At 75.9% G+C, this 17,841-nt stretch carries 17 protein-coding genes; 7 read left to right on the top strand and 10 right to left on the bottom strand.

Annotated features, from left to right (window positions below; translation table 11 throughout):
- Positions 1-18: 18 nt before the first annotated feature.
- Entirely contained in the window at positions 19-576 is a 558-nt protein-coding gene (locus ACIGW2_RS20315; RefSeq protein WP_356067180.1) for a DUF1707 and FHA domain-containing protein, read from the bottom strand.
- A gap of 181 nt (positions 577-757) precedes the next feature.
- On the opposite strand from ACIGW2_RS20315, the gene ACIGW2_RS20310 reads away from it, so the two are divergent.
- Positions 758-1,732, top strand: a complete 975-nt coding sequence (locus ACIGW2_RS20310; RefSeq protein ID WP_399844828.1) for a GNAT family N-acetyltransferase — start codon at positions 758-760, stop codon at positions 1,730-1,732.
- A 50-nt stretch (positions 1,733-1,782) separates the two neighbouring features.
- Positions 1,783-3,534, top strand: a complete 1,752-nt coding sequence (treZ, locus tag ACIGW2_RS20305; protein ID WP_391653418.1) for a malto-oligosyltrehalose trehalohydrolase — start codon at positions 1,783-1,785, stop codon at positions 3,532-3,534.
- A 33-nt stretch (positions 3,535-3,567) separates the two neighbouring features.
- Here the strand turns inward: treZ and ACIGW2_RS20300 are convergent, their stop codons facing one another.
- A complete protein-coding gene (locus ACIGW2_RS20300; protein ID WP_399844825.1) occupies positions 3,568-5,301 on the bottom strand; it encodes an ABC transporter ATP-binding protein in 1,734 nt (577 codons plus the stop codon).
- Positions 5,298-7,118: an ABC transporter ATP-binding protein gene (locus tag ACIGW2_RS20295; protein WP_399844823.1), complete on the bottom strand. Its 1,821-nt coding sequence runs from the start codon at positions 7,116-7,118 to the stop codon at positions 5,298-5,300. Before ACIGW2_RS20295 ends, ACIGW2_RS20300 begins: the two co-directional genes overlap by 4 nt.
- 172 nt (positions 7,119-7,290) lie before the next feature.
- On the opposite strand from ACIGW2_RS20295, the gene ACIGW2_RS20290 reads away from it, so the two are divergent.
- Entirely contained in the window at positions 7,291-8,223 is a 933-nt protein-coding gene (locus tag ACIGW2_RS20290; RefSeq protein ID WP_399844821.1) for a helix-turn-helix domain-containing protein, read from the top strand.
- Between the two features lie 26 nt (positions 8,224-8,249).
- Here the strand turns inward: ACIGW2_RS20290 and ACIGW2_RS20285 are convergent, their stop codons facing one another.
- From ACIGW2_RS20285 to ACIGW2_RS20265, 5 genes are all read right to left on the bottom strand, one after another.
- The gene (locus tag ACIGW2_RS20285) at positions 8,250-9,404 is read right to left on the bottom strand and encodes an aminopeptidase P family protein (RefSeq protein WP_391653422.1); all 1,155 of its coding nucleotides are present in this window, start codon (positions 9,402-9,404) and stop codon (positions 8,250-8,252) included.
- Positions 9,405-9,484: 80 nt separating this feature from the next.
- Positions 9,485-10,105: an isochorismatase family protein gene (locus ACIGW2_RS20280; RefSeq protein ID WP_391653424.1), complete on the bottom strand. Its 621-nt coding sequence runs from the start codon at positions 10,103-10,105 to the stop codon at positions 9,485-9,487.
- 133 nt (positions 10,106-10,238) lie between these two features.
- Positions 10,239-11,192 carry a hypothetical protein gene (locus ACIGW2_RS20275; protein WP_391653425.1) on the bottom strand — a complete coding sequence of 318 codons (954 nt, stop codon included), beginning with the start codon at positions 11,190-11,192 and terminating at the stop codon, positions 10,239-10,241.
- A gap of 57 nt (positions 11,193-11,249) precedes the next feature.
- Positions 11,250-12,143 (bottom strand): LysR family transcriptional regulator, encoded by an 894-nt coding sequence (locus ACIGW2_RS20270; protein WP_391653427.1) that lies wholly within the window; start codon positions 12,141-12,143, stop codon positions 11,250-11,252.
- 17 nt (positions 12,144-12,160) lie between these two features.
- Positions 12,161-12,736 (bottom strand): tetratricopeptide repeat protein, encoded by a 576-nt coding sequence (locus ACIGW2_RS20265; RefSeq protein ID WP_391653428.1) that lies wholly within the window; start codon positions 12,734-12,736, stop codon positions 12,161-12,163.
- A gap of 108 nt (positions 12,737-12,844) precedes the next feature.
- Between ACIGW2_RS20265 and ACIGW2_RS20260 the strand changes: the two genes are divergently transcribed.
- Positions 12,845-13,624 (top strand): hypothetical protein, encoded by a 780-nt coding sequence (locus ACIGW2_RS20260; protein ID WP_391653429.1) that lies wholly within the window; start codon positions 12,845-12,847, stop codon positions 13,622-13,624.
- 81 nt (positions 13,625-13,705) lie between these two features.
- Here the strand turns inward: ACIGW2_RS20260 and ACIGW2_RS20255 are convergent, their stop codons facing one another.
- Complete coding sequence (locus ACIGW2_RS20255; protein WP_391653678.1) at positions 13,706-14,326, bottom strand: nucleoside/nucleotide kinase family protein; 621 nt, start codon at positions 14,324-14,326, stop codon at positions 13,706-13,708.
- A gap of 415 nt (positions 14,327-14,741) precedes the next feature.
- On the opposite strand from ACIGW2_RS20255, the gene ACIGW2_RS20250 reads away from it, so the two are divergent.
- On the top strand, positions 14,742-15,158 hold the full coding sequence (locus ACIGW2_RS20250) for a VOC family protein (RefSeq protein ID WP_391653431.1): 417 nt from the start codon (positions 14,742-14,744) through the stop codon (positions 15,156-15,158).
- Positions 15,159-15,177: 19 nt separating this feature from the next.
- On the opposite strand, the gene ACIGW2_RS20245 is transcribed toward ACIGW2_RS20250, so the two are convergent.
- Positions 15,178-15,921, bottom strand: coding sequence for a helix-turn-helix domain-containing protein (locus ACIGW2_RS20245; RefSeq protein WP_391653433.1), 744 nt, complete (start codon positions 15,919-15,921; stop codon positions 15,178-15,180).
- 331 nt (positions 15,922-16,252) lie between these two features.
- Between ACIGW2_RS20245 and ACIGW2_RS20240 the strand changes: the two genes are divergently transcribed.
- Together ACIGW2_RS20240 and ACIGW2_RS20235 are read left to right on the top strand one after the other, a co-directional pair.
- Complete coding sequence (locus ACIGW2_RS20240; protein WP_356069862.1) at positions 16,253-16,399, top strand: hypothetical protein; 147 nt, start codon at positions 16,253-16,255, stop codon at positions 16,397-16,399.
- A gap of 4 nt (positions 16,400-16,403) precedes the next feature.
- A complete protein-coding gene (locus ACIGW2_RS20235; RefSeq protein WP_391653434.1) occupies positions 16,404-17,636 on the top strand; it encodes a cupin domain-containing protein in 1,233 nt (410 codons plus the stop codon).
- The last annotated feature ends 205 nt before the right edge of the window (positions 17,637-17,841 follow it).

Genomic DNA, 17,841 nt, shown 5'->3' with positions numbered 1-17,841 from the left:
CGGATCGCGCCGGGCGGATCAGTTCAGCGACAGCCGGAACGACATCTGTCCGAACCCGACCGCGTCGCCCGCCCGGACGACGACCGCGCCCGTGACCCGGCGCCCGTTGACCGTGGTGCCGTTCGTGGAGCCGAGGTCGCGGAGGATCCAGGTGCCGGACTGCGAGGACAGTTCCGCGTGGAGCCGGGAGACCGTCTCGTGGCTGAGGCGGAGCCCGTTCACGGGGTCGCGGCCGATGCGCAACGGGTACGGGCCGGGCGCGGGCAGCAGCAGCTTCGGCAGCCGCTCGGTCTGCCAGGCGCGCCCGAGCCGGGCCGTGAAGGCGGACATCCTGCCGACCGCGCCCACCACCCGGCGGGTCCACGGCGACTCGGTCGCCAGGTCGGCGGTGAGCAGGGCGAGTTCGTCGGAGCGGCGGGCGACGAGGGCGCGCTCCATGCGGAAGAGGAACGTGTCGTGCGACAGACGTCCCTGCGCCGCGCCCTCGCGGAGCACCGCGAGCGCGCGTTCCCGCTCGGCGTCCGTCAGCCGAGGGGCGTCCGGCGGTCCGGCCGGCAGCTCGTAAGGGGTCGTCACATCGTGATTGTCCGACGTGAGGCACCGGGGTGTCCAGAAGGGCCGTCGCCGCCCGGCCTGGACGCCCGGAGCACCCCACAACTCGGGTGCCCCGGCGCCGGATCGTTGCTACGGTCGGCCGCCGACCGGCCGCCCGCGAGGGCCGCACCCGCACGCCCACACCCCCTGGGGGAACCCGTACATGACGCCTGACCCCGTGCTCGTCGTCCGGCCGCTCGCCGGACCGCAGGAGCTCGGCCTCTTCGACCGGCTCGACTACGTCCTCGACCACGAGCTCCCCGACGACCTCGCCGCCGGCCGCCGCCTGCCCGAGTGGATGTGGGTGGCGCTGCGCGGCGAGCGGCTCGTCGGGCGGATCGCCTGGTGGACCGGGCGGCCCGGCACCGGCCCGCAGGCGCTGGACTTCTTCGACCTGGACCCGGAGCTGCCGCCCGAGGAGGCCGCGGAGACCGGGCTGCGCCTGCTCGAGACGGCGACCGCCGCCGTGGTCCCGGCGGGCGGGCGCCGGCCCGAGTACGGGCGCTTCCTGCCGGCCGACTGGCGTGAGCTCCCGGCGACCCGGGCCCGCCTGGAGCGGCTCTTCGACGTCCTCGCGGCGTCCGGCGCCCGGCCGCTGGTGGAACGGCTGCGCCTGGAGTGGCGGGCCGGGACGGCGGTGCCGGAGCCGACCGGGCGGCTGGCCTTCCGGCCGGTGCGCGACCGCGAGGACCTGCTCGCGCTGATGACCCCGGTCATGGAGGGCACCCTCGACGCCCACGGGCAGGCCGACCTCGCCTCCGGGCTGTCCCCGCGCCGGGCGGCCGAGCTGCACTACGACGAGGAGCTGGCGCACTACACGACGCCCCGGGAGTGGTGGCGGATCGCCGAGCTGCCGGAGACCGGCGAGCCGGTCGGCTTCGTGGTGCCCGCGCGCAACAACTACCACGCGATCATCGCGTACATCGGCGTGCTGCCCGCCCACCGCGGCCGGGGTCTGGTCGACGAGGTCCTCGCGGAGGGCACCCGGGTGCTGGCGGCCGAGGGCGTGCCGCGGATCCGGGCGGCCACCGACGTCGGGAACGTGCCCATGGCGCGGTCCTTCGCGCGGGCCGGTTACGTGAACTTCGAGCGCTCGATCAACTTCGTGTGGGACGCGCCGGGCACGGAGGCCTCCTGACTGCAAGGATGTCCCCGTAGCCGTTGATCGGTCGACGAGGGGACCTTCGCGTGCTGTTCGAGGTGTGGGCGCCGCACGCCCGTGACCGGGTGACGCTGGAGCTGAACGGCGTCCGGCATCCGCTGGAGCGGGACGCCGAGCGGGCCGGCTGGTGGTCCGGCGTCCTCCCGGCCGCCGACGGCGACCGGTACGGCTACGCCCTGGACGACGGGCCGGTGCTGCCCGACCCGCGGGCCCGCCGCCTCCCGGACGGCCCGGACGGCCTCGCGGCGGTGGTCGACCACGACACGTACGCCTGGCGCTACGAGACGCCGAAGCTGCGGCTGCGCAGCGGCGTGGTCTACGAGCTGCACGTCGGCACGTACACCCCGGAGGGCACCCTCGACGCGGCGGCCGAGCGGCTCGGCGAGCTGGCGGGCCTCGGCGTCACCCATGTGGAGCTGATGCCGCTGTGCCCGTTCCCCGGGGTGCACGGCTGGGGGTACGACGGGGTGGCGCCGTGGGCGGTGCACGAGCCGTACGGGGGGCCGGCCGCGCTGAAGCGCTTCGTCGACACCGCGCACGGCCTCGGCCTGGGCGTGGTCCTGGACGTGGTGCACAACCACCTGGGCCCGTCGGGGAACCATCTGCCGTCCTTCGGGCCGTACTTCACCGACACCCACCACACGCCGTGGGGCGCGGCGGTGAACCTGGACGCGCCGGGCTCGGACGAGGTCCGCGCGTACTTCCTGGGCAGCGCCCTGGCCTGGCTGCGGGACTACCGGATCGACGGACTGCGGCTGGACGCGGTGCACGCGCTCGCGGACACCCGGGCGCTGACCTTCCTGGAGGAGCTGTCGGCAGCGGTCGACGAACTGGCCAGGGAGCAGGGCCGGCAGCACTTCCTGATCGCCGAGTCGGACCTCGCGGACCCGCGGACGACGACCCCGCGCACCGCCGGCGGGCTGGGGATCCACGCGCAGTGGAACGACGACTTCCACCACGCGCTGCACACGGCGCTCACGGGCGAGTCGCAGGGGTACTACGCGGACTTCGCGCGCGCCCCGATGGCCGCGCTGGCCAAGACGCTGACCCGGGTCTTCTTCCACGACGGCACGTACTCGTCCTTCCGCGGCCGGCACCACGGGCGCCCGGTGGACCGCGAGCGCACCCCGGCGCACCGTTTCCTGGGCTACGCCCAGACCCACGACCAGATCGGCAACCGGGCCACCGGTGACCGGCTCTCCGCGTCCTGCTCCCCCGGCCTGCTGGCGTGCGCGGCGGCGCTGGTGCTGACCGGCCCGTCGGTGCCGATGCTGTTCATGGGCGAGGAGTGGGGCGCCTCGACGCCCTGGATGTACTTCACCGACCACACGGACCCGGAGCTCGCGGAGGCGGTACGGCGCGGCCGGCGCCGGGAGTTCGCGGCGCACGGCTGGGCGGAGGAGGACGTCCCCGATCCGCAGGAGCCGGCCACCCGCGACCGCTCCGTCCTCGACCGGACCGAGCGCGAGCGCGACCCGCACAGGCGCCTGCTCGCCTGGCACCGCGAACTCATCGCCCTCCGCCGCACCCTCCCCGACCTCACCGACCCGGACCTGGCCGGCGTCAAGGTCGCCTACGACGAGGAGGCCCGCTGGCTCGTCTTCCGGCGCGGCGACATCCGCGTCGCGGTCAACCTGGGCGAGGCCCCGGCCACGATCGCCCTCGGCTCCAACGGCCGCGACCGGGTCCTCGCCTCCTGGGAACCCGTGAAGCCCCCGACCCGCGACGGCCTCCTCACCCTCCCGGGCGAGTCGGCGGTGCTCCTGTCGGACGGCTGAGCCCGGCTCCCCGCCGCACCGGGCACCGCCGTGTCAGTCCCGCGCCGCCGCCCCGGCCAGGGACAGTTCCCAGTACGCGGCGTACCGGCCGGCGCGCCGCAGCAGCTCCTCGTGGCCGCCCTGTTCGACCACCCGCCCGGCGTCCAGGAAGGCCACGCGGTCGGCCCGGCGCACGGTCGCCATGCGGTGCGCCACCATCACCACGGTCCGGCCGGCCATCAGCCGCTCGATGCCGGCGTGCACGGCCGCCTCGTTCACCGGGTCCAGGGCCGACGTGACCTCGTCGAGCAGGACGATCGGCGCGTCCTTGAGCAGGGCCCGGGCGATCGAGACGCGCTGCCGTTCGCCGCCCGACAGCAGCGCCCCGCCCTCGCCCACGTCCGCGGACCAGCCGCCGGGCAGCCGCTCGACCACCTCGTCGAGCCGGGCCGCGGCGGCCGCGGCCCGTACCTCGGCGTCCGTGGCGTCCGGGTGGCCGAGGCGCACGTTCTCCTCGATCGTGCCGTCGAAGAGGTGGACGTCCTGGAAGACGATCGCGATCCGCGCCATCAGCGCGGCGGGGTCCATCTCCCGTACGTCCACACCGCCGATCCGCACCGCGCCCGCGTCGACGTCGTGGAAGCGGGCCAGCAGGTGCAGCAGCGTCGTCTTGCCCGCGCCGGACGGCCCGACGACGGCGAGCCGTCCGCCCTCGGGCACGGACAGCGTCACCCCGTCGGCGACCGCGCGTCCGCCGCCGTGCCGGAAGGTGACCGCGTCGAACACGACGTCGTGGCCGGCCGGTTCGCGGGGCACCGCGGGCTCCGGCAGCGGCTCGGTGCGGAGGACCTCGTCGAGGCGGGTGAGTTCGGCGCGGGCGGCGCGGATGCCGCCGCTCATCTCGGCGAGGGAGAGCAGCGGGTCGGCGCAGCGGGCGGCGAGCACCAGGACCGCGAGCACCTCGGCCGCGCCGACGCCCCCACCCGTGTTCCCGCCGAGGGCGAGGTACGCGCCGAGGGCGAGCAGGGCGGTGAACGCCACCTGCACGGTGGCCGCGAGCCCCAGCACACCCGGCACCGCCGCGACGGCGGAGCGGCGCGAGGCGCGGCGCAGTTCCTCCAGGGCCTCGTCCAGCAGACCGAACCGCTCGCCGGTGCGGCCGCCGGCCCGCAGCACCGGCTGGGCCTGGAGGTACTCGATGACGCGGCCGGTGGCCGCGCGCTCGCGTTCCCCGCGCTCCGTGTCGGTCGCCGCCGTCGCGCGGGCGGTGCGCAGCTGGACCACGGCCACCAACGGCACGGCGGCCAGGGCGGCGATTCCAAGGCGCCAGTCGAAGGCGAGCATCACGGCGACGATCGTCAGCGGCGTCACGCAGGCGGAGACGAACGGCGCGAGGATGTGGGCGATCACGCTCATCGCCCGCAGCACGCCCTGGCCGGCGAGGACGGACACCTCGCCGGTGCGGCCGGCTCCGTACCAGCCGAGCGGCAACCGGGCGAGGTGGTCGCCGAGGCGCTCGTACATGCCGCGCAGCATCGTCGTGCCCACGCGGAACCCGGAGCGGTCGGCGACGTACCGCAGCACCGCGCAGAGCGCGACCGCCGCGCCGAAGGCGGCCAGCCAGGGCCGGGCGTCGCCGGGCGCGCTGCCGAGGAGCGCGCGCAGGACGGGTACCAGCAGGGCGTACGACAGCCCCTCGGCGAGGGCGGCGGCCGCCATCAGGGCGATGGTGCGGCGCACCGGCCCGGCGTACTCGTGGCCGAGCACGTGCAGCAGGGTGCTGATCATCGGGTCTCCTCCCCTTCCAGGGCACCGGCTCCGACGGGATCGGCTTGCGCGGCACCGGCCTCCGCCGCACCCGTGTGGACCTTCCAGAACGTGGCGAACGCGCCGTCGCGCGCGAGGAGTTCGGCCGGCGTGCCGCGCTCCACGATCTCGCCGTCGCGCAGCATCACGACGGTGTCGGCGTCGGCGATCGTCTCCAGGCGGTGGGCGATCACCAGCGTCGTCCGCTGCTCGCGGGTCCGCGCCAGGGCCTCGCGCACCGCCTGTTCGGTCTGCGGGTCGGCGAAGGCGGTGGCCTCGTCGAGGACCAGGACGGGGGTGTCCGCGAGCAGGGCGCGGGCGATCGAGACGCGCTGTGCCTCGCCGCCGGAGAGGCGGGCGTCCTCGCCGATCACCGAGTCGTAGCCGCGGGGCAGTTCGAGGATGCGGTCGTGGATGCTCGCCCGGCGGGCGGCGCGGACGACGGCGTCGCGGTCGGCGTGCGGGACGGCGAGGGCGATGTTGTCCGCGACCGAGGCACGCAGCAGCCGGACGTCCTGGAAGACGAAGGACACCCGCCGGTACAGCTCCCGGCTGCCCACCTCGCGCAGGTCGACGCCGCCGAGGAGCACGGAGCCGTGGGTGGGGTCGTGGAACCGCGGCAGCAGCCGCACCAGCGTGGACTTGCCGCTGCCGGACGGCCCGACCACGGCGGTGACCGTCCCCGGCTCAAGCACCAGGTCGATCCCGCGCAGCACCTCGCGCCCGGCCGCGCCGTCCTCGTACGCGAAGCGGACGCCGCGCAGCTCCAGCCGGTGTCCCTCGGGCGCCACCGGCCGGACGGGCTCGGGCAGCGGCGGCTCGGCGAGCACCTCCCGGACGCGGCCGACGGCGCGCCGCGCGGCCTGCAGGTCGTCGAAGCCGTGTCCGAGCGCGGCCACGGGCGCGGTGAGCCCGAGGCCGAGCAGCAGGAACGGCAGCAGGTCCGCCGGGGGAAGGCCGCCCCCGATGATCCGGTACGCACCGCCGACCAGCACGGCGAGCAGCACGAACGGCGGTGACAGCGCCGTCTGCATCGCGGCGGCGACCCCGGAGAGCCCGCGCACCATCCGGGAGAAGCTGGCGGTGAAGTCGCCCACGGCGGTACGGAACCTGCCCTGCGCCCGCTCCGCCCCGCCGAACGCCTTCACCACCGCGATGCCCTGCACGAACTCGATCACCGACGCCGAGATCCGCCCCATCGCGGCGTCGAACTCCTTCTGCTCGCGCAGCCGGGCGGGGGTCAGCATCAGCGGCACCAGCGCGACCGCGAGGAGCACCGGGGCCAGGGTGATCAGCGTCAACCGCCAGTCCACGGTGAGGAGGTAGCCGAGCGAGACCAGCGGCACCACGAAGGCGGAGACCAGCTCGCCCGGGGTGTGGGCGATGAACGGGTGCACGGCGCTGACGTCCTCCCCCACCAGCTTCACCAGCTCCCCGGTGCGCCACCGCGCCAGCCGGCCCATCGGCACCTGCCCGAGCCGCGCGGCGAGCCGCCGGCGCAGCGACAGCTGCACCCGGGTGTCGAGGAGGTGTCCGACGGCGGACGAGGCGGCCGTGCACAACAGCCGGACGAGCAGCCCCGCGGCGCCCGCGATGACGGCGAGGCGCACGTGCGCGCCGTCGGCCGGCCCCGGCGCGAGGAGCGTACGGCCGAGCTCGGCGACCGCGAGCAGCGGCGCCAGGCCGGCGACGGCTCCGATGGTCTGCAGGACGACGACGAGGGCGAAGCCGCCCGCGTAAGGGCGCAGGAGGCGGGCCGTGCCCGGGGGTGGCGGCGCGTGGGTCGCGGTGGAGGTCATGCGCCCACCCTCGCCGCGGGGCGGCCCGTCGGCTTGAAGAAATGTTCCGCCGACGTTCTCCGCCCTGCCGTTCTCCGCCCCGCCGTTCTCCGCCGGATGTTCTCCGCCCCCGCCGTTCTCCGCCGGATGTTCCGTCCCGGTGTCCGTCCGGGCGGGCCCGTAGCATGGACGCATGTCAACTGCCGTGCGCCGAGGGGCCGCTGCCCCCGTGTGGCGGGTCACCCGCCCGGTCCGGCCCGGCCGCGTGCCCGGTGTCGTCCTGGCGGGGCTGCGCGACCTCGGCCCCACTCCGGTCGACCACCGGCTCGACCCGCACCCCGTGGTGACGCTGGCGCTGGCCTGCGGCGAGTCGGCGCTCGGCATCGACGAGTCGACGGGGCGGCGGCACCGCGGCAGCCTCGTCACCGGACTCGGGTTCGGCGTCGGCGGTACGGCGCGGGTGCGGGCGGCGAACGTCGAGTGGATGCAGGTGCGCCTGTCCCCCGCCATCGCGCGCACCGTGCTGGGCGCGGGCCCCGCCGAGCTGGAGAACTCCGTGGTGGGCCTGGACGCGCTGTGGGGCGAGCGGCGGACGGCCCGGTTGCGCGAGCGGCTGGCCGAGGCGGGCTCGTGGGAGGAACGTTTCGCGCTCGTCGAGGGGCTGCTCGCCCGGCTGTCCGCCGCGGGGCCCGCCATCGACCCGGAGCTGGCCTGGGCCTGGGACCGCATCGTCGCGGGGCACGGCCGGGTGCGGGTCGAGGCGCTGGCCGACGAGCTGGGCTGGAGCCGCAAGCGCCTGTGGTCCCGCTTCCACGCGCAGCTCGGCCTGCCGCCCAAGCGGGCCGTGAGCCTCGTCCGCTTCGACCGGGCCGCCACCCGCCTGGCCGGGGGCCAGGACGCGGCCGGGGTCGCGGCCGACTGCGGCTACGCCGACCAGTCGCATCTGCACCGGGACGTCGTGGCGTTCACCGGAGTGACCCCCTCGGCCGTGGCCGGCGGACCGCTCGTCGCGTCGGCCGACCTGGCGTGGATGGACCGTGTGCCGCGGCTCGCGCCCGCTCGCGCGGCCGAGGGGGGCTCGGGAGCGGGACCGGGCGCGGACGCGGGAGCGGGCGCCTCCGGCTGACGGGGGCTGGGCGGGAGAGGGCGGTGCTACTCCACGATCGCCATCTCGCGCGGGGTGTTGTTGAAGCGGCGGCCCGTGCCGTCGGGCGTCAGGGTCACGATGTCCTCGATGCGGACGCCGAAGCGGCCGGGGAGGTAGACGCCGGGCTCGATGGAGAAGCACATGCCGGGGACGACGGGGCGCTCCTCGCCCTCGATCATGTACGGGGGTTCGTGGGTGGTGACGCCGATGCCGTGGCCGGTGCGGTGGATGAAGTACTCGCCGTAGCCGGCGTCGGTGATGACCTTGCGGGCGGCGCGGTCGACGTCCTGGCAGGCCGCGCCGGTGCGGACCGCCTCGAAGCCGGCCTGCTGGGCCTCGCGGACGAGGTCGTGGACGGCGCGCTCCTCGGCGGTGGGCTCGCCGACGTGGACGGTGCGGGTGGTGTCGGAGCCGTAACCATGCTTGAGGCCGCCGAAGTCGAGGACGACCATGTCGCCGCGCTCGATGGTGCGGTCGCCGGCCTCGTGGTGCGGGTTGGCCCCGTTGGGGCCGGAGCCGACGACCGTGAAGTCGACCTGGGAGTGCCCGAAGCGCAGCAGGAGCGCGGCCAGGTCGGCGGCGACCTCGGTCTCCTTGCGGCCCGCGAAGCGCACCTTGAGGATCTCGCCGTACGCCTGGTCGGCGGCGGCGCCCGCCGCCTCGATCCGGGCCAGTTCGTGGGCGTCCTTGACGGCGCGCAGCATCGGCAGGGCCTCGGTGAGCGAGACGTACGAGGTGCCGGGCAGGGCCTGCTGGAGGCCGAGCAGGTGCATGGCCCAGGCGTTGTCGCTGACGCCGAAGCGCCCGGAGGCGTCGAGCAGCGGCGCGGTGACGGCGTACGGGTCCTTGCCGTCCGTCCAGTCGCGCAGGGTGAGCGCCGCCGCGCCCGCGGCCTTCTCCGCGTCGGGGGCCTCCAGGGTGGGCACGACGAGCACCGGCTCCTGGCCGGGGGCGATCACCAGGACGGTGAGCCGCTCGGTGATCGCGGTGGGCTGGTAGCCGGTCAGGTAGACCAGGTCGGGTCCGGGCGCGACCAGGACCCCGGCGAGCCCCGCCTCGGCGGCGGAGTCGGCGGCCCGGGCCATCCGGGCCCGGTAGTCCTCGGCGGTGAAGGGGGCGGGCGCGGTGCCGTCGGTGCCGGCTGCGGTGCTCTCGGGCATGGGTGATCTCCTCCTCGACGTGACTCATCCTGCCCGCCCGGGACCGGCGCCGCGACCGGGATCCCCCTGGGTGTGCGCGCTCACGCTCCGAGCTTCTGCACCTCGGGGAAGTACCAGCGGAGGATCCCCCGCAGCCGGTCGGCGCCGGGCCGGCCCCAGTCGCGCTGGAGCTCGGCGGCCAGCGAGACGGCGGTCACCGGCTGGGCCCCGGCCTGCGTCATGCGCCGCAGGGCGCTGTCGTGGGCGTCACGGCTCACCCCGCCGATGGCGTCCGTGACCGGATAGACCTCGTAGCCCTCGCGGACCATGTCGAGCGTCGGGAACGCGACGCAGACCTCGGTCCACAGCCCGGTCATGACGATCTTCTTCCGCCCGGTGGCCTCGACCGCGGCGCGGAAGTCCGGGTCCTCCCAGGAGTTGAGCGTCGACCGGTCGATCTCCTCCACGTCCGGCAGCTCGGCCCGCAGCTCCTCGATCGTCCCGCTGTTCGCACCCAGCTCGACCCCGACGGTGCTCAGCACCACCGGCAGCCCGAAGGCGGTGGCGGCACGCGCGACGGCGGTGACGTTGAGCATCATCAGGTCCCGGTCGATCGACCGCACCGTGCCGACCTGCTCGGGCTGGTAGTCGATCAGCACGAGAGCGGCGTTCTCGGGGCTGAGCAGATGGTCGTCGGGGCGGATGGGGGTCCTGCCGGCCATGGGGTGTCCCTTCTGCGCACACGGCCCCGCTGATCCGGCCGCTCCCGGCCAGGCTAGGCACGGCACCGCCGTGCCCGCGCGCCGGACTGACCCGATGTGCCCGCGTCGCCTTCACCGGCTCCCCGGACGGGTCCTAGTCCGGGTCGCGGACGATGAGGCGTTCCAGGAGGGCCTGGAAGTCGTCGCCGACCACGATGCGGAGGCGGCCGTCCTCCTCGGCGTGTTCGCTGAGCTGGGTGAGGGTGCCGGCGCGCCACCAGAAGACGTAGGGGCTGATGGCGCCGGGGGTGTCCTCGTAGCCGGAGGCGGCGAAGGAGGCCATCGCGCCGAGCGCGGGGACGATGGTGGTGTCGCGGATGGGGTGGAAGGCCAGCTGGTGGCGGAAGGGCATGGCCACCAGGGCGCCGTCCTCGGTGAGCGGGCGGCCGGTGACGCGGCGGACGACCGCGTCGAGGTCGAGGACCCGGCTCGCCGTGTAGAAGGAGTCGCCGAGGATGACCTCGAAGCGCATGCCGTCCGCGTCCTTGACGGTCTCGTGGCCCTCGACGGGCAGCCCGCGCAGGTTGTCGATGGCCCGTTCGCGCAGCCGGGCGGGGTCGCCGAGGCGTTCCAGGGCCTCGTCGGTGAGGGTCATGACGCTCTCCGGCAGGTCGAGCGCGAGCACCTCGTACAGGCCGGGGGCGACGGTACGGGCGTAGCCGAAGGCGCCGGGGTCGATGCCCTCGCCGCTGACGACCCGCGGGTAGAGCTGGGCGCGGATCTGCTCGGGCGGCAGGGTGTCGAGGGCGGAGGGGCCTTCGAGGGCGCGGACGACGAGCCGGACGTGGCGCTCGACGAGCCGCGGCCAGATGCGGGTGCCGCGGGGGTCCTGGTGGCAGACGGCGGCGAGGTTGCCGAGGCCGAAGCGGCGGCCGGCGTCGTCGGTGACGGAGTCGGCGTACACGGTGACTTCGAGGCCGAGTTCGGCGAAGGCGGCCCGGACCAGCCTGCGGAAGAGCGCGGCCTCGCGTTCGGAGAAGTACGTGAACTCCGGGTCGCGCGGCGCGTCCTCGCCGTCCCGCCTGGGCCCCCGCCGGAACCACCCCACGTCGTCCCGCCTTTCGTCGCCTGTTCTCCGCCGTTCCTCCCCGGCCGTTCCGCCAGATTAGCGAGCGGCCGCCTCCCGGTGGCCGAGACGGCCGAGCAACTCGGCCACCGGGCCCACCGGCACGCCGCCGTACAGCAGTTCGGTGCGGTGGACGAGCCGGGGCGCGGTGAGCGGGACGAGCGCCGCGCCGGCGGCGAGGGCCGCGTCGGCGGCCGAACCGGGCAGCAGGGCGAGCCCGTGCCCGGCGGCGGCCAGGGCGGCGGCGGTACGGAGGTCGGTGCCCTCGTAGCGGAGGGACGGGCGGAAGCCGTGGCCGCCGGGCGCCCCGTGGGCGGCGCGCAGCCGGTCGAGCGGCAGGCCCGCGTCGGGCGCGTCGAGCCAGCGGGCGTCGACGAGGTCGCCCAGGTCGAGGCCGGTGCGCCCGGCGAGCGGGTGGCCGGGCGGCAGGACGACGGCGAGGGGGTCCTCGGCGACCGGCCCGGTGGTGAGCGGGGCGACGTCGGGCAGCCGCAGCGGGTCGCTGGGCGCGACCACGCCGTCGACCAGGCCGAGGTCGGCCTCGCCGGTGGCGACGGCGGCCGGCACCTCGGCGCCCGGCAGGGTGCGCAGGGTGACCCCGGTCGCGGGCAGCGCGGCCAGGACCCGCGGGTGCAGGGCGAGCGGGGCGGCGGCCAGCGTGAGGGTGCGGCGCGGCGGGGCGGCGTAGCGCGCGAGGTCGGCGCGGGCCGCGTCGAGCCGGAGCAGCAGCGAGCCGGCGTGTTCCAGGAGCCGTGCGCCGGCCGGGGTCGGCGCGACCGGGCGGCGGCCGAGCAGCGCGAGCCCGAGGTCGGCCTCCAGGGCGGCGATGTGCTGGGACACGGCGGACTGGGTGTAGCCGAGTTCGCGGGCCGCCGCCGAGAAGGAGCCGAGCCGGGCGACGGTGACGTAGGTACGGAGGAGGTGCGGGTCCACGGTCGGCGCGCCGGGGCTCAGGACGGGCCGGCGGTCTTGAGCAGATCGCGCGCGTAGTGGGCCAGGGAGCGGTTGTAGCGCGGCAGCAGCGGGGCGAGCGCGCCGAGCGCGAGGGAGGCCGCCTCGCGGTCGCGGCCGGTGTCGGCGAGGGCGAGGGCGAGGAAGGCGTCGACGGCGCCGGACAGGGCGGTCTCGTCGGCGTCGAGCCGGTCGGCGGGGACCGCGCGTTCCTCAGTGAGGAGTTCGACGGCGAGGTCCGGGCGGCCGAGGTTGCGCAGGCTGCTGGCGAGCTGGATGACGGCGCGCCGGCGGCGCAGCCCGGTGAGGCCGCCGTCGAGGGCCCGCCGGTAGAGGCGCACGGCCTGCTCGGGCTCGCCCGTGGAGTCGTGGGCGGCGCCCCGCTCGAAGAGGGCGACCGGGTCGTCCTCGGGCCGCTCGGCGGCGAGTTCGGCGATCCGGGCGCGGAATCCGGCCGGGTCCTGGTCCTTCTCGTACGCGTCGAGCTCGGCCCAGCGGGCGGCGAGGCGCTGCTCCCAGTCGTCCGCGGCGCCCCTGTCGTCCCGGTCGTCCCCGGCGTCCCTGGCGTTGTCCATGGCGGCACCCTATCCGGCGGCCCCGCCCTTCAGTCATCAGCAGTCGTGATGGAGAGTGCAGGAATCATCGTTGGACGTGAACGGGGCGGCGCGCCCAGCATGGACGGCATGAACGCCACCGTGCACGCCCCCACGTCCCCTCCCGCCCACGCGCCCGTCCCCCGCATCGCCCTGGTCGGCGACCGCTCCCCGCACGTCAAGTCCCACGTCCGCGTCCCGCTCCTGCTCGACGCGCTCGCCGAGCGCGAGGGCCTCGTGCTGGACGCGTACTGGATCCGCAGCGGGGACGCGGCCGAACCCGGCGCGGTCGAGGGCTTCGACGCGGTGTGGCTGCTGCCGGGCAGCCCGTACGAGAGCGAGGCGGGCGCGCTGGCCGCGATCCGCACGGCCCGCGAGGACGGCGTCCCCTTCCTCGGGACCTGCGCCGGTTTCCAGCACGCGCTGATCGAGTACGCGCGGGACGTGTGCGGCCTGACCCGCGCGGCGCACGCCGAGAACGACCCGGCCGCCGACACCGGCGACCTGCTGATCGCGCCGCTCGCCTGCTCCCTGGTCGGGCACGAGGGCGCGGTCCGGGTGACGGCCGGTTCCCTCGCGGAGGCGGTGCTCGGCGCCGAGCTGACGACCGAGCGCTACCACTGCAACTACGGCCCGGACAGCCGCCATCTGGACACCCTGGAGGCGCACGGGATGCGCTTCACCGGCGTGGACGAGGACGGGCAGGTGCGGATCGCGGAACTCCCCGGCCACCCCTTCTTCCTGGCCACCCTCTTCCAGCCGGAGCTCGCCGGCGACGGCAGCCGCCCGCACCCGATCGTCCGCGCCTTGGCCCGCGCGGCCGTCGCCCGGGCCGCCTTCACGCGCGCGGCCGCCCCGGCGGCGGGCTGAGGGAACGCCGGGCCCGGGTCACGGCGGCCAGGGAGCGGCCAGGGAGCGGCCAGGGAAACGCCCGTGACCGGGACCGGGAGTTCAGTCCATCCGCACGACGAGGTGCGCGCGGTCCCGGCCGCGCGCGACGAGCCGGGCGTTGGCCTCGTCGGACTCGGCGACCCAGCGCGCGGCGTGGGCCGGGTCCTTGCCGAAGCGCACGTGCCGGGCGACCAGGCGCGGCACCCGGTGCCGGTCGGCCAGGTCCAGGTACCAGACCTCGTCGAGGAGCGGGCGCACCGCGGCCCACGGGCCCTCGTCGTGGAGGAGGTAGTTCCCCTCGGTGATGACGAGGGGGACCTCGGGCGGCACGGGTATCGCTCCCGCGACCGGCTCCTCCAGGCCGCGGTCGAAGGCGGGCGCGTAGACGGTGACGCCGGGTTCGGCGGCCCGGACGCGGCTGAGCAGCGCCGCGTACCCGGCGGCGTCGAAGGTGTCGGGCGCGCCCTTCCGGTCCGCCCTGCCGAGGCGTTCCAGCTCGGCCTGGGCCAGGTGGAAGCCGTCCATGGGCACCAGGACGGCGAGCCCGTCGAGCCGGGCGACCAGCCGTGCGGCGAGCGTCGACTTCCCGGCGCCGGGCGGCCCGGCGATCCCGAGCACCCGCCGCCCGCCCCCGGCCGGGCCGGCGCTCCCGCCAACGCCCGGGCCCGTGCGCCCGCCCACGGCCGAGCCGGTGCGCTCACCAACGGCCAAGCCGGCGCTCCCGCCCCCGGCCGGACCCGTGCGCCCGCCAACGACCGAGCCGGTGCGCTCACCAACGGCCAAGCCGGCGCTCCCGCCCCCGGCCGGACCCGTGCCCTCACCAACAGCCGGGCCGGCGCACCTGCCCCTGGCCGGGCCCGTGCGCCCGCCCCCGGCCGGGCCGGCGCTCCCGCCTGAGCCCTCGCCGTCGCCCGCGCCCGCGCTCCCGCCCTCGGCGAGCCGCCGGGCCCGTGCGGCCAGCCGATCGAGTTGCCGCGCGTCCATGCGCGGCATTCTCGCACCGGCGGGCCGCCCGCCCCACGCGTACCGCCGCCGCCCTCCGGCCCATGCCGGCCCACCGCTCGCCCACCGCCCGTCATACGTATAACCTGACCCCATGGACACCACGCTCCCCACCCTCCCCGCCCTGACCCTGGTCACCTTCCTCGTCCGCGACTACGACGAGGCCGTCGACTTCTTCACCGGGGCCCTCGGCTTCGCGCTCGTCGAGGACACCGACCGCGGGGACGGCACCCGCTGGGTGGTCGTACGACCCCGGGGCGCGGCCGGCGGCGGACTGCTGCTGGCGCGCGCCGAGGGCGAGGCGCAGGTGGCCGCGGTCGGGGCGCAGGCCGGCGGGCGGGTCGGGTTCTTCCTGCACACCGACGACTTCGCCCGGGACCACGCCCGGATGAGCGCCGCCGGGGTGCGCTTCCTGGAGGAGCCGCGCCACGAGCCGTACGGCTCGGTCGCCGTCTTCGAGGACCTGTACGGCAACCGCTGGGACCTGCTCCAGCCGGCCGCCTCCGCCTGAACCGCGCCCGCCGGGCGCCTCAGTCCGTGGGCCGGCACCGGGCGGATTCGGTCAACGAGCGTTCGGCGAGGGGGACTTCACGGGGCTGGGGGATGACCGTGCCGTACCGGGAGATGGTTGACGGCGGCCGGGCGAAGAGCCGCACCGGCGGCACGCACAGCGGGCACCCCTCGGCGCCCCCCTCCGCACCGCCCTCCGCACCTCTCGGCGACCCGCCCTCCGCGCCACCCTCCGGACCGCCCTCCACGCCTCTCGGCGACCCGCCCTCCAGCCCGGCCAGGGCGCTGCCCAGCCGGTCCAGGGCGTCCCGGGCCGCCGCGATCAGGCCGCCGATCCCGCCGGCCGCCCCTGCCCCCGACCCCGCAGCCGCACCCGCCCCGGGCGCCGGTCCCCTCACCCCCTCCCCCGCACCCAGCAGCCGGTTGCGCACCAGCACCCGGTGGACGGTGGAGCGCGAGGGCGGGGCGGCGATGCCGAGGTCCACCAGGGCCGCGCGCAACCGGCCCGCGCCCCAGTCCGGGTGCTGTTCGCGCAGCGAGCAGATCAGGGCCTCCACGGCGGGCGCGATCCGCGCGGGGCTGCGGTGGGGGCGCCGCGAGCGGTCCCGCAGGCCGCCCTCGCCGTGCGCCGCGTAGCGCTGCCGCCAGGCGTGCAGCGTCTGTCGCGAGACGCCGTGCCGCCGGGCGACCTCGCCGACCGGCCGCCCGTCCAGCACCTCCCGCACGGCCCGGTGGCGTTCTGCCGCACTCGCGTGACGGGTCACCGATCCCCCTCCTCCTGCCGCCCCCGGGGCCGCCCCTCGCACCCACTCCACCAGGCATCCGGTATAGACCTCGGCACGTTTCAGCGATGTCTCCGCCCGGCCCCGGCCGCCCTCCGGCATCCGCCCCCACTCCCGTCAGGAATGTCATGGAACTCCTGGAACCGAAGCACCCGGAATTCCGCCGGAAAATTGACCGGAGCCCGCCGGACCACAATTGGACAGCGCTTTCGGCAGCATTGACACCGCTCGACGGTGCTGACGAGTATCGACCCCGCTCCGCACAGCCGTACGGAGTTCCTGAGGCACCTCGAAGCAACGGGAGAGAACGAACATGGAAGAGCGCAATTCGCTGCGGCCGGACGAAATCGAGGTCTCGCCGTCCCCGATCGCGACGCCCGATTTCGTGATCTCGGACAACGACCCGACCGACCCGGTCTACGTCATCGCCGACAACGACCCGTCCGACCCGGTGATCTGACCCGATGGCCGTGACTCACGGCGGGTGGAAGGCTGCGCCCCAGGCGGCGCAGCCTTCGCTCGGCCTCCACAGCCTCCTGTCGCCCGTCTCCCCCGCCGAGTTCAAGGACGAGTACTGGGAACGAAAACCGCTCGTGGTGCACCGGGAGGATCCGGAGCACTATGCGGCCTCGCTCAGTTTCCGCGATGTCGACCACATTCTTTCCACCTCCAGTGTGCGTTCCTCGGAACTGAAGGTGGTCGTGAACGGGCAGGAGATTCCGCTCGTCGAAATGGCGGCCTCCGGACCGGGCGGACCGGGCAACGGGCTCGAAGTCCTGTACGACCTCTACCGCCGCGGTTCGACCGTGGTGTTCAAGTTCCTCCACGAACGCTGGGAACCGCTCGGCCGGCTGTGCCGCACACTGTCGGGCGAGTTCAGCGCCGGATTCCAGGCGAACGCCTATCTCACCCCGGCCGGCGCGCAGGGACTCAGCAGCCACTACGACACCCACGACGTGTTCGTGCTCCAGGTGTGGGGGTCGAAGCACTGGCGGCTGTACGAGTCCCGGGACGTGCTGCCGCTCGCGACCCAGCCGTATCGCCGGCCGAAGGAGGGGCCGGGCGCCCCGGTCCGCGAGTTCGACCTGCGGGCGGGCGACCTGATGTACATGCCGCGCGGCACCGTGCACGACGCCACGTCCAACGACGAGGCATCCCTGCACATCACGCTCGGCGTGCTGCCGGTGCTCTGGTCGACCGTCCTGAAGGACGCCCTGGACCGGGCGATCGAGGGCGATCCGCGCTACCGGGGCGCGCTGCCGCCCGGCTTCGCGCTCGACCCGGAGCTGCGGGCCGGGGCCGCCGCCACCCTGGCGGAGCTGCTCGCCTCGGTGGCGGGGGCGGTGGAGCCGGCCGAGCTGGTGGAGCGGGCCGCGAGCCGTGCGCTGGTCGGGCGGCGGCCGGTCCTGGACGGGCACCTGCTCGACCTGGAGGCGCTGCGCACGCTCGGCCCGGACACCCGGGTGCGGCGCCGGGCGGAGCTGCTGTGGGCGCTGAGCCCGCAGGAGTCGGGCCTGCACCTGGAGTTCCACGGCAAGGTGGTGCGGCTGCCGGCCCGGATCGAGCCCGAGCTGCGGTACGTGCTCGACTCCCGCGGCCCGTTCACGGCCCGGGACGTGACCGGTCCGCTGGACGTCGAGGGCCGGCTGGTGCTGGTCCGCCGACTGGTCCAGGAGGGGCTGCTCACCCTGGCGTGAACGCCCGGCCCGCCGGGCACGGCGGGGGGGCCGGGCGCGACCCGGGGGCCGGTACGACCGGGCCGGGCACGACCAGGCGCCGGTACGACCGGCCGCCAGGCACGACCGGGCACCGGTACGACCGGCCGCCGGGCACGGCCGGGCACCGGTACGACCGGCCGCCGGGCACAGCCGGGCACCGGTACGACCGGCCGCCGGGCACAGC

It is taken from the genome of Streptomyces sp. NPDC053541 (assembly GCF_044544705.1).
Lineage (GTDB): Bacteria > Actinomycetota > Actinomycetes > Streptomycetales > Streptomycetaceae > Streptomyces.
This window is presented reverse-complemented; position numbering and strand designations above follow the sequence as displayed.

Excerpts from the sequence above, each read along its gene's own strand:
- ACIGW2_RS20250 (WP_391653431.1), top strand. The coding sequence starts at position 14,742 with ATGGACACCACGCTCCCCACCCTCCCCGCCCTGACCCTGGTCACCTTC.
- ACIGW2_RS20265 (WP_391653428.1), bottom strand. The coding sequence starts at position 12,736 with ATGGACAACGCCAGGGACGCCGGGGACGACCGGGACGACAGGGGCGCC.
- ACIGW2_RS20235 (WP_391653434.1), top strand. The coding sequence starts at position 16,404 with ATGGCCGTGACTCACGGCGGGTGGAAGGCTGCGCCCCAGGCGGCGCAG.
- ACIGW2_RS20300 (WP_399844825.1), bottom strand. The coding sequence starts at position 5,301 with ATGATCAGCACCCTGCTGCACGTGCTCGGCCACGAGTACGCCGGGCCG.
- ACIGW2_RS20310 (WP_399844828.1), top strand. The coding sequence starts at position 758 with ATGACGCCTGACCCCGTGCTCGTCGTCCGGCCGCTCGCCGGACCGCAG.
- ACIGW2_RS20285 (WP_391653422.1), bottom strand. The coding sequence starts at position 9,404 with ATGCCCGAGAGCACCGCAGCCGGCACCGACGGCACCGCGCCCGCCCCC.
- ACIGW2_RS20240 (WP_356069862.1), top strand. The coding sequence starts at position 16,253 with ATGGAAGAGCGCAATTCGCTGCGGCCGGACGAAATCGAGGTCTCGCCG.
- ACIGW2_RS20260 (WP_391653429.1), top strand. The coding sequence starts at position 12,845 with ATGAACGCCACCGTGCACGCCCCCACGTCCCCTCCCGCCCACGCGCCC.
- ACIGW2_RS20280 (WP_391653424.1), bottom strand. The coding sequence starts at position 10,105 with ATGGCCGGCAGGACCCCCATCCGCCCCGACGACCATCTGCTCAGCCCC.
- ACIGW2_RS20295 (WP_399844823.1), bottom strand. The coding sequence starts at position 7,118 with ATGACCTCCACCGCGACCCACGCGCCGCCACCCCCGGGCACGGCCCGC.
- ACIGW2_RS20290 (WP_399844821.1), top strand. The coding sequence starts at position 7,291 with ATGTCAACTGCCGTGCGCCGAGGGGCCGCTGCCCCCGTGTGGCGGGTC.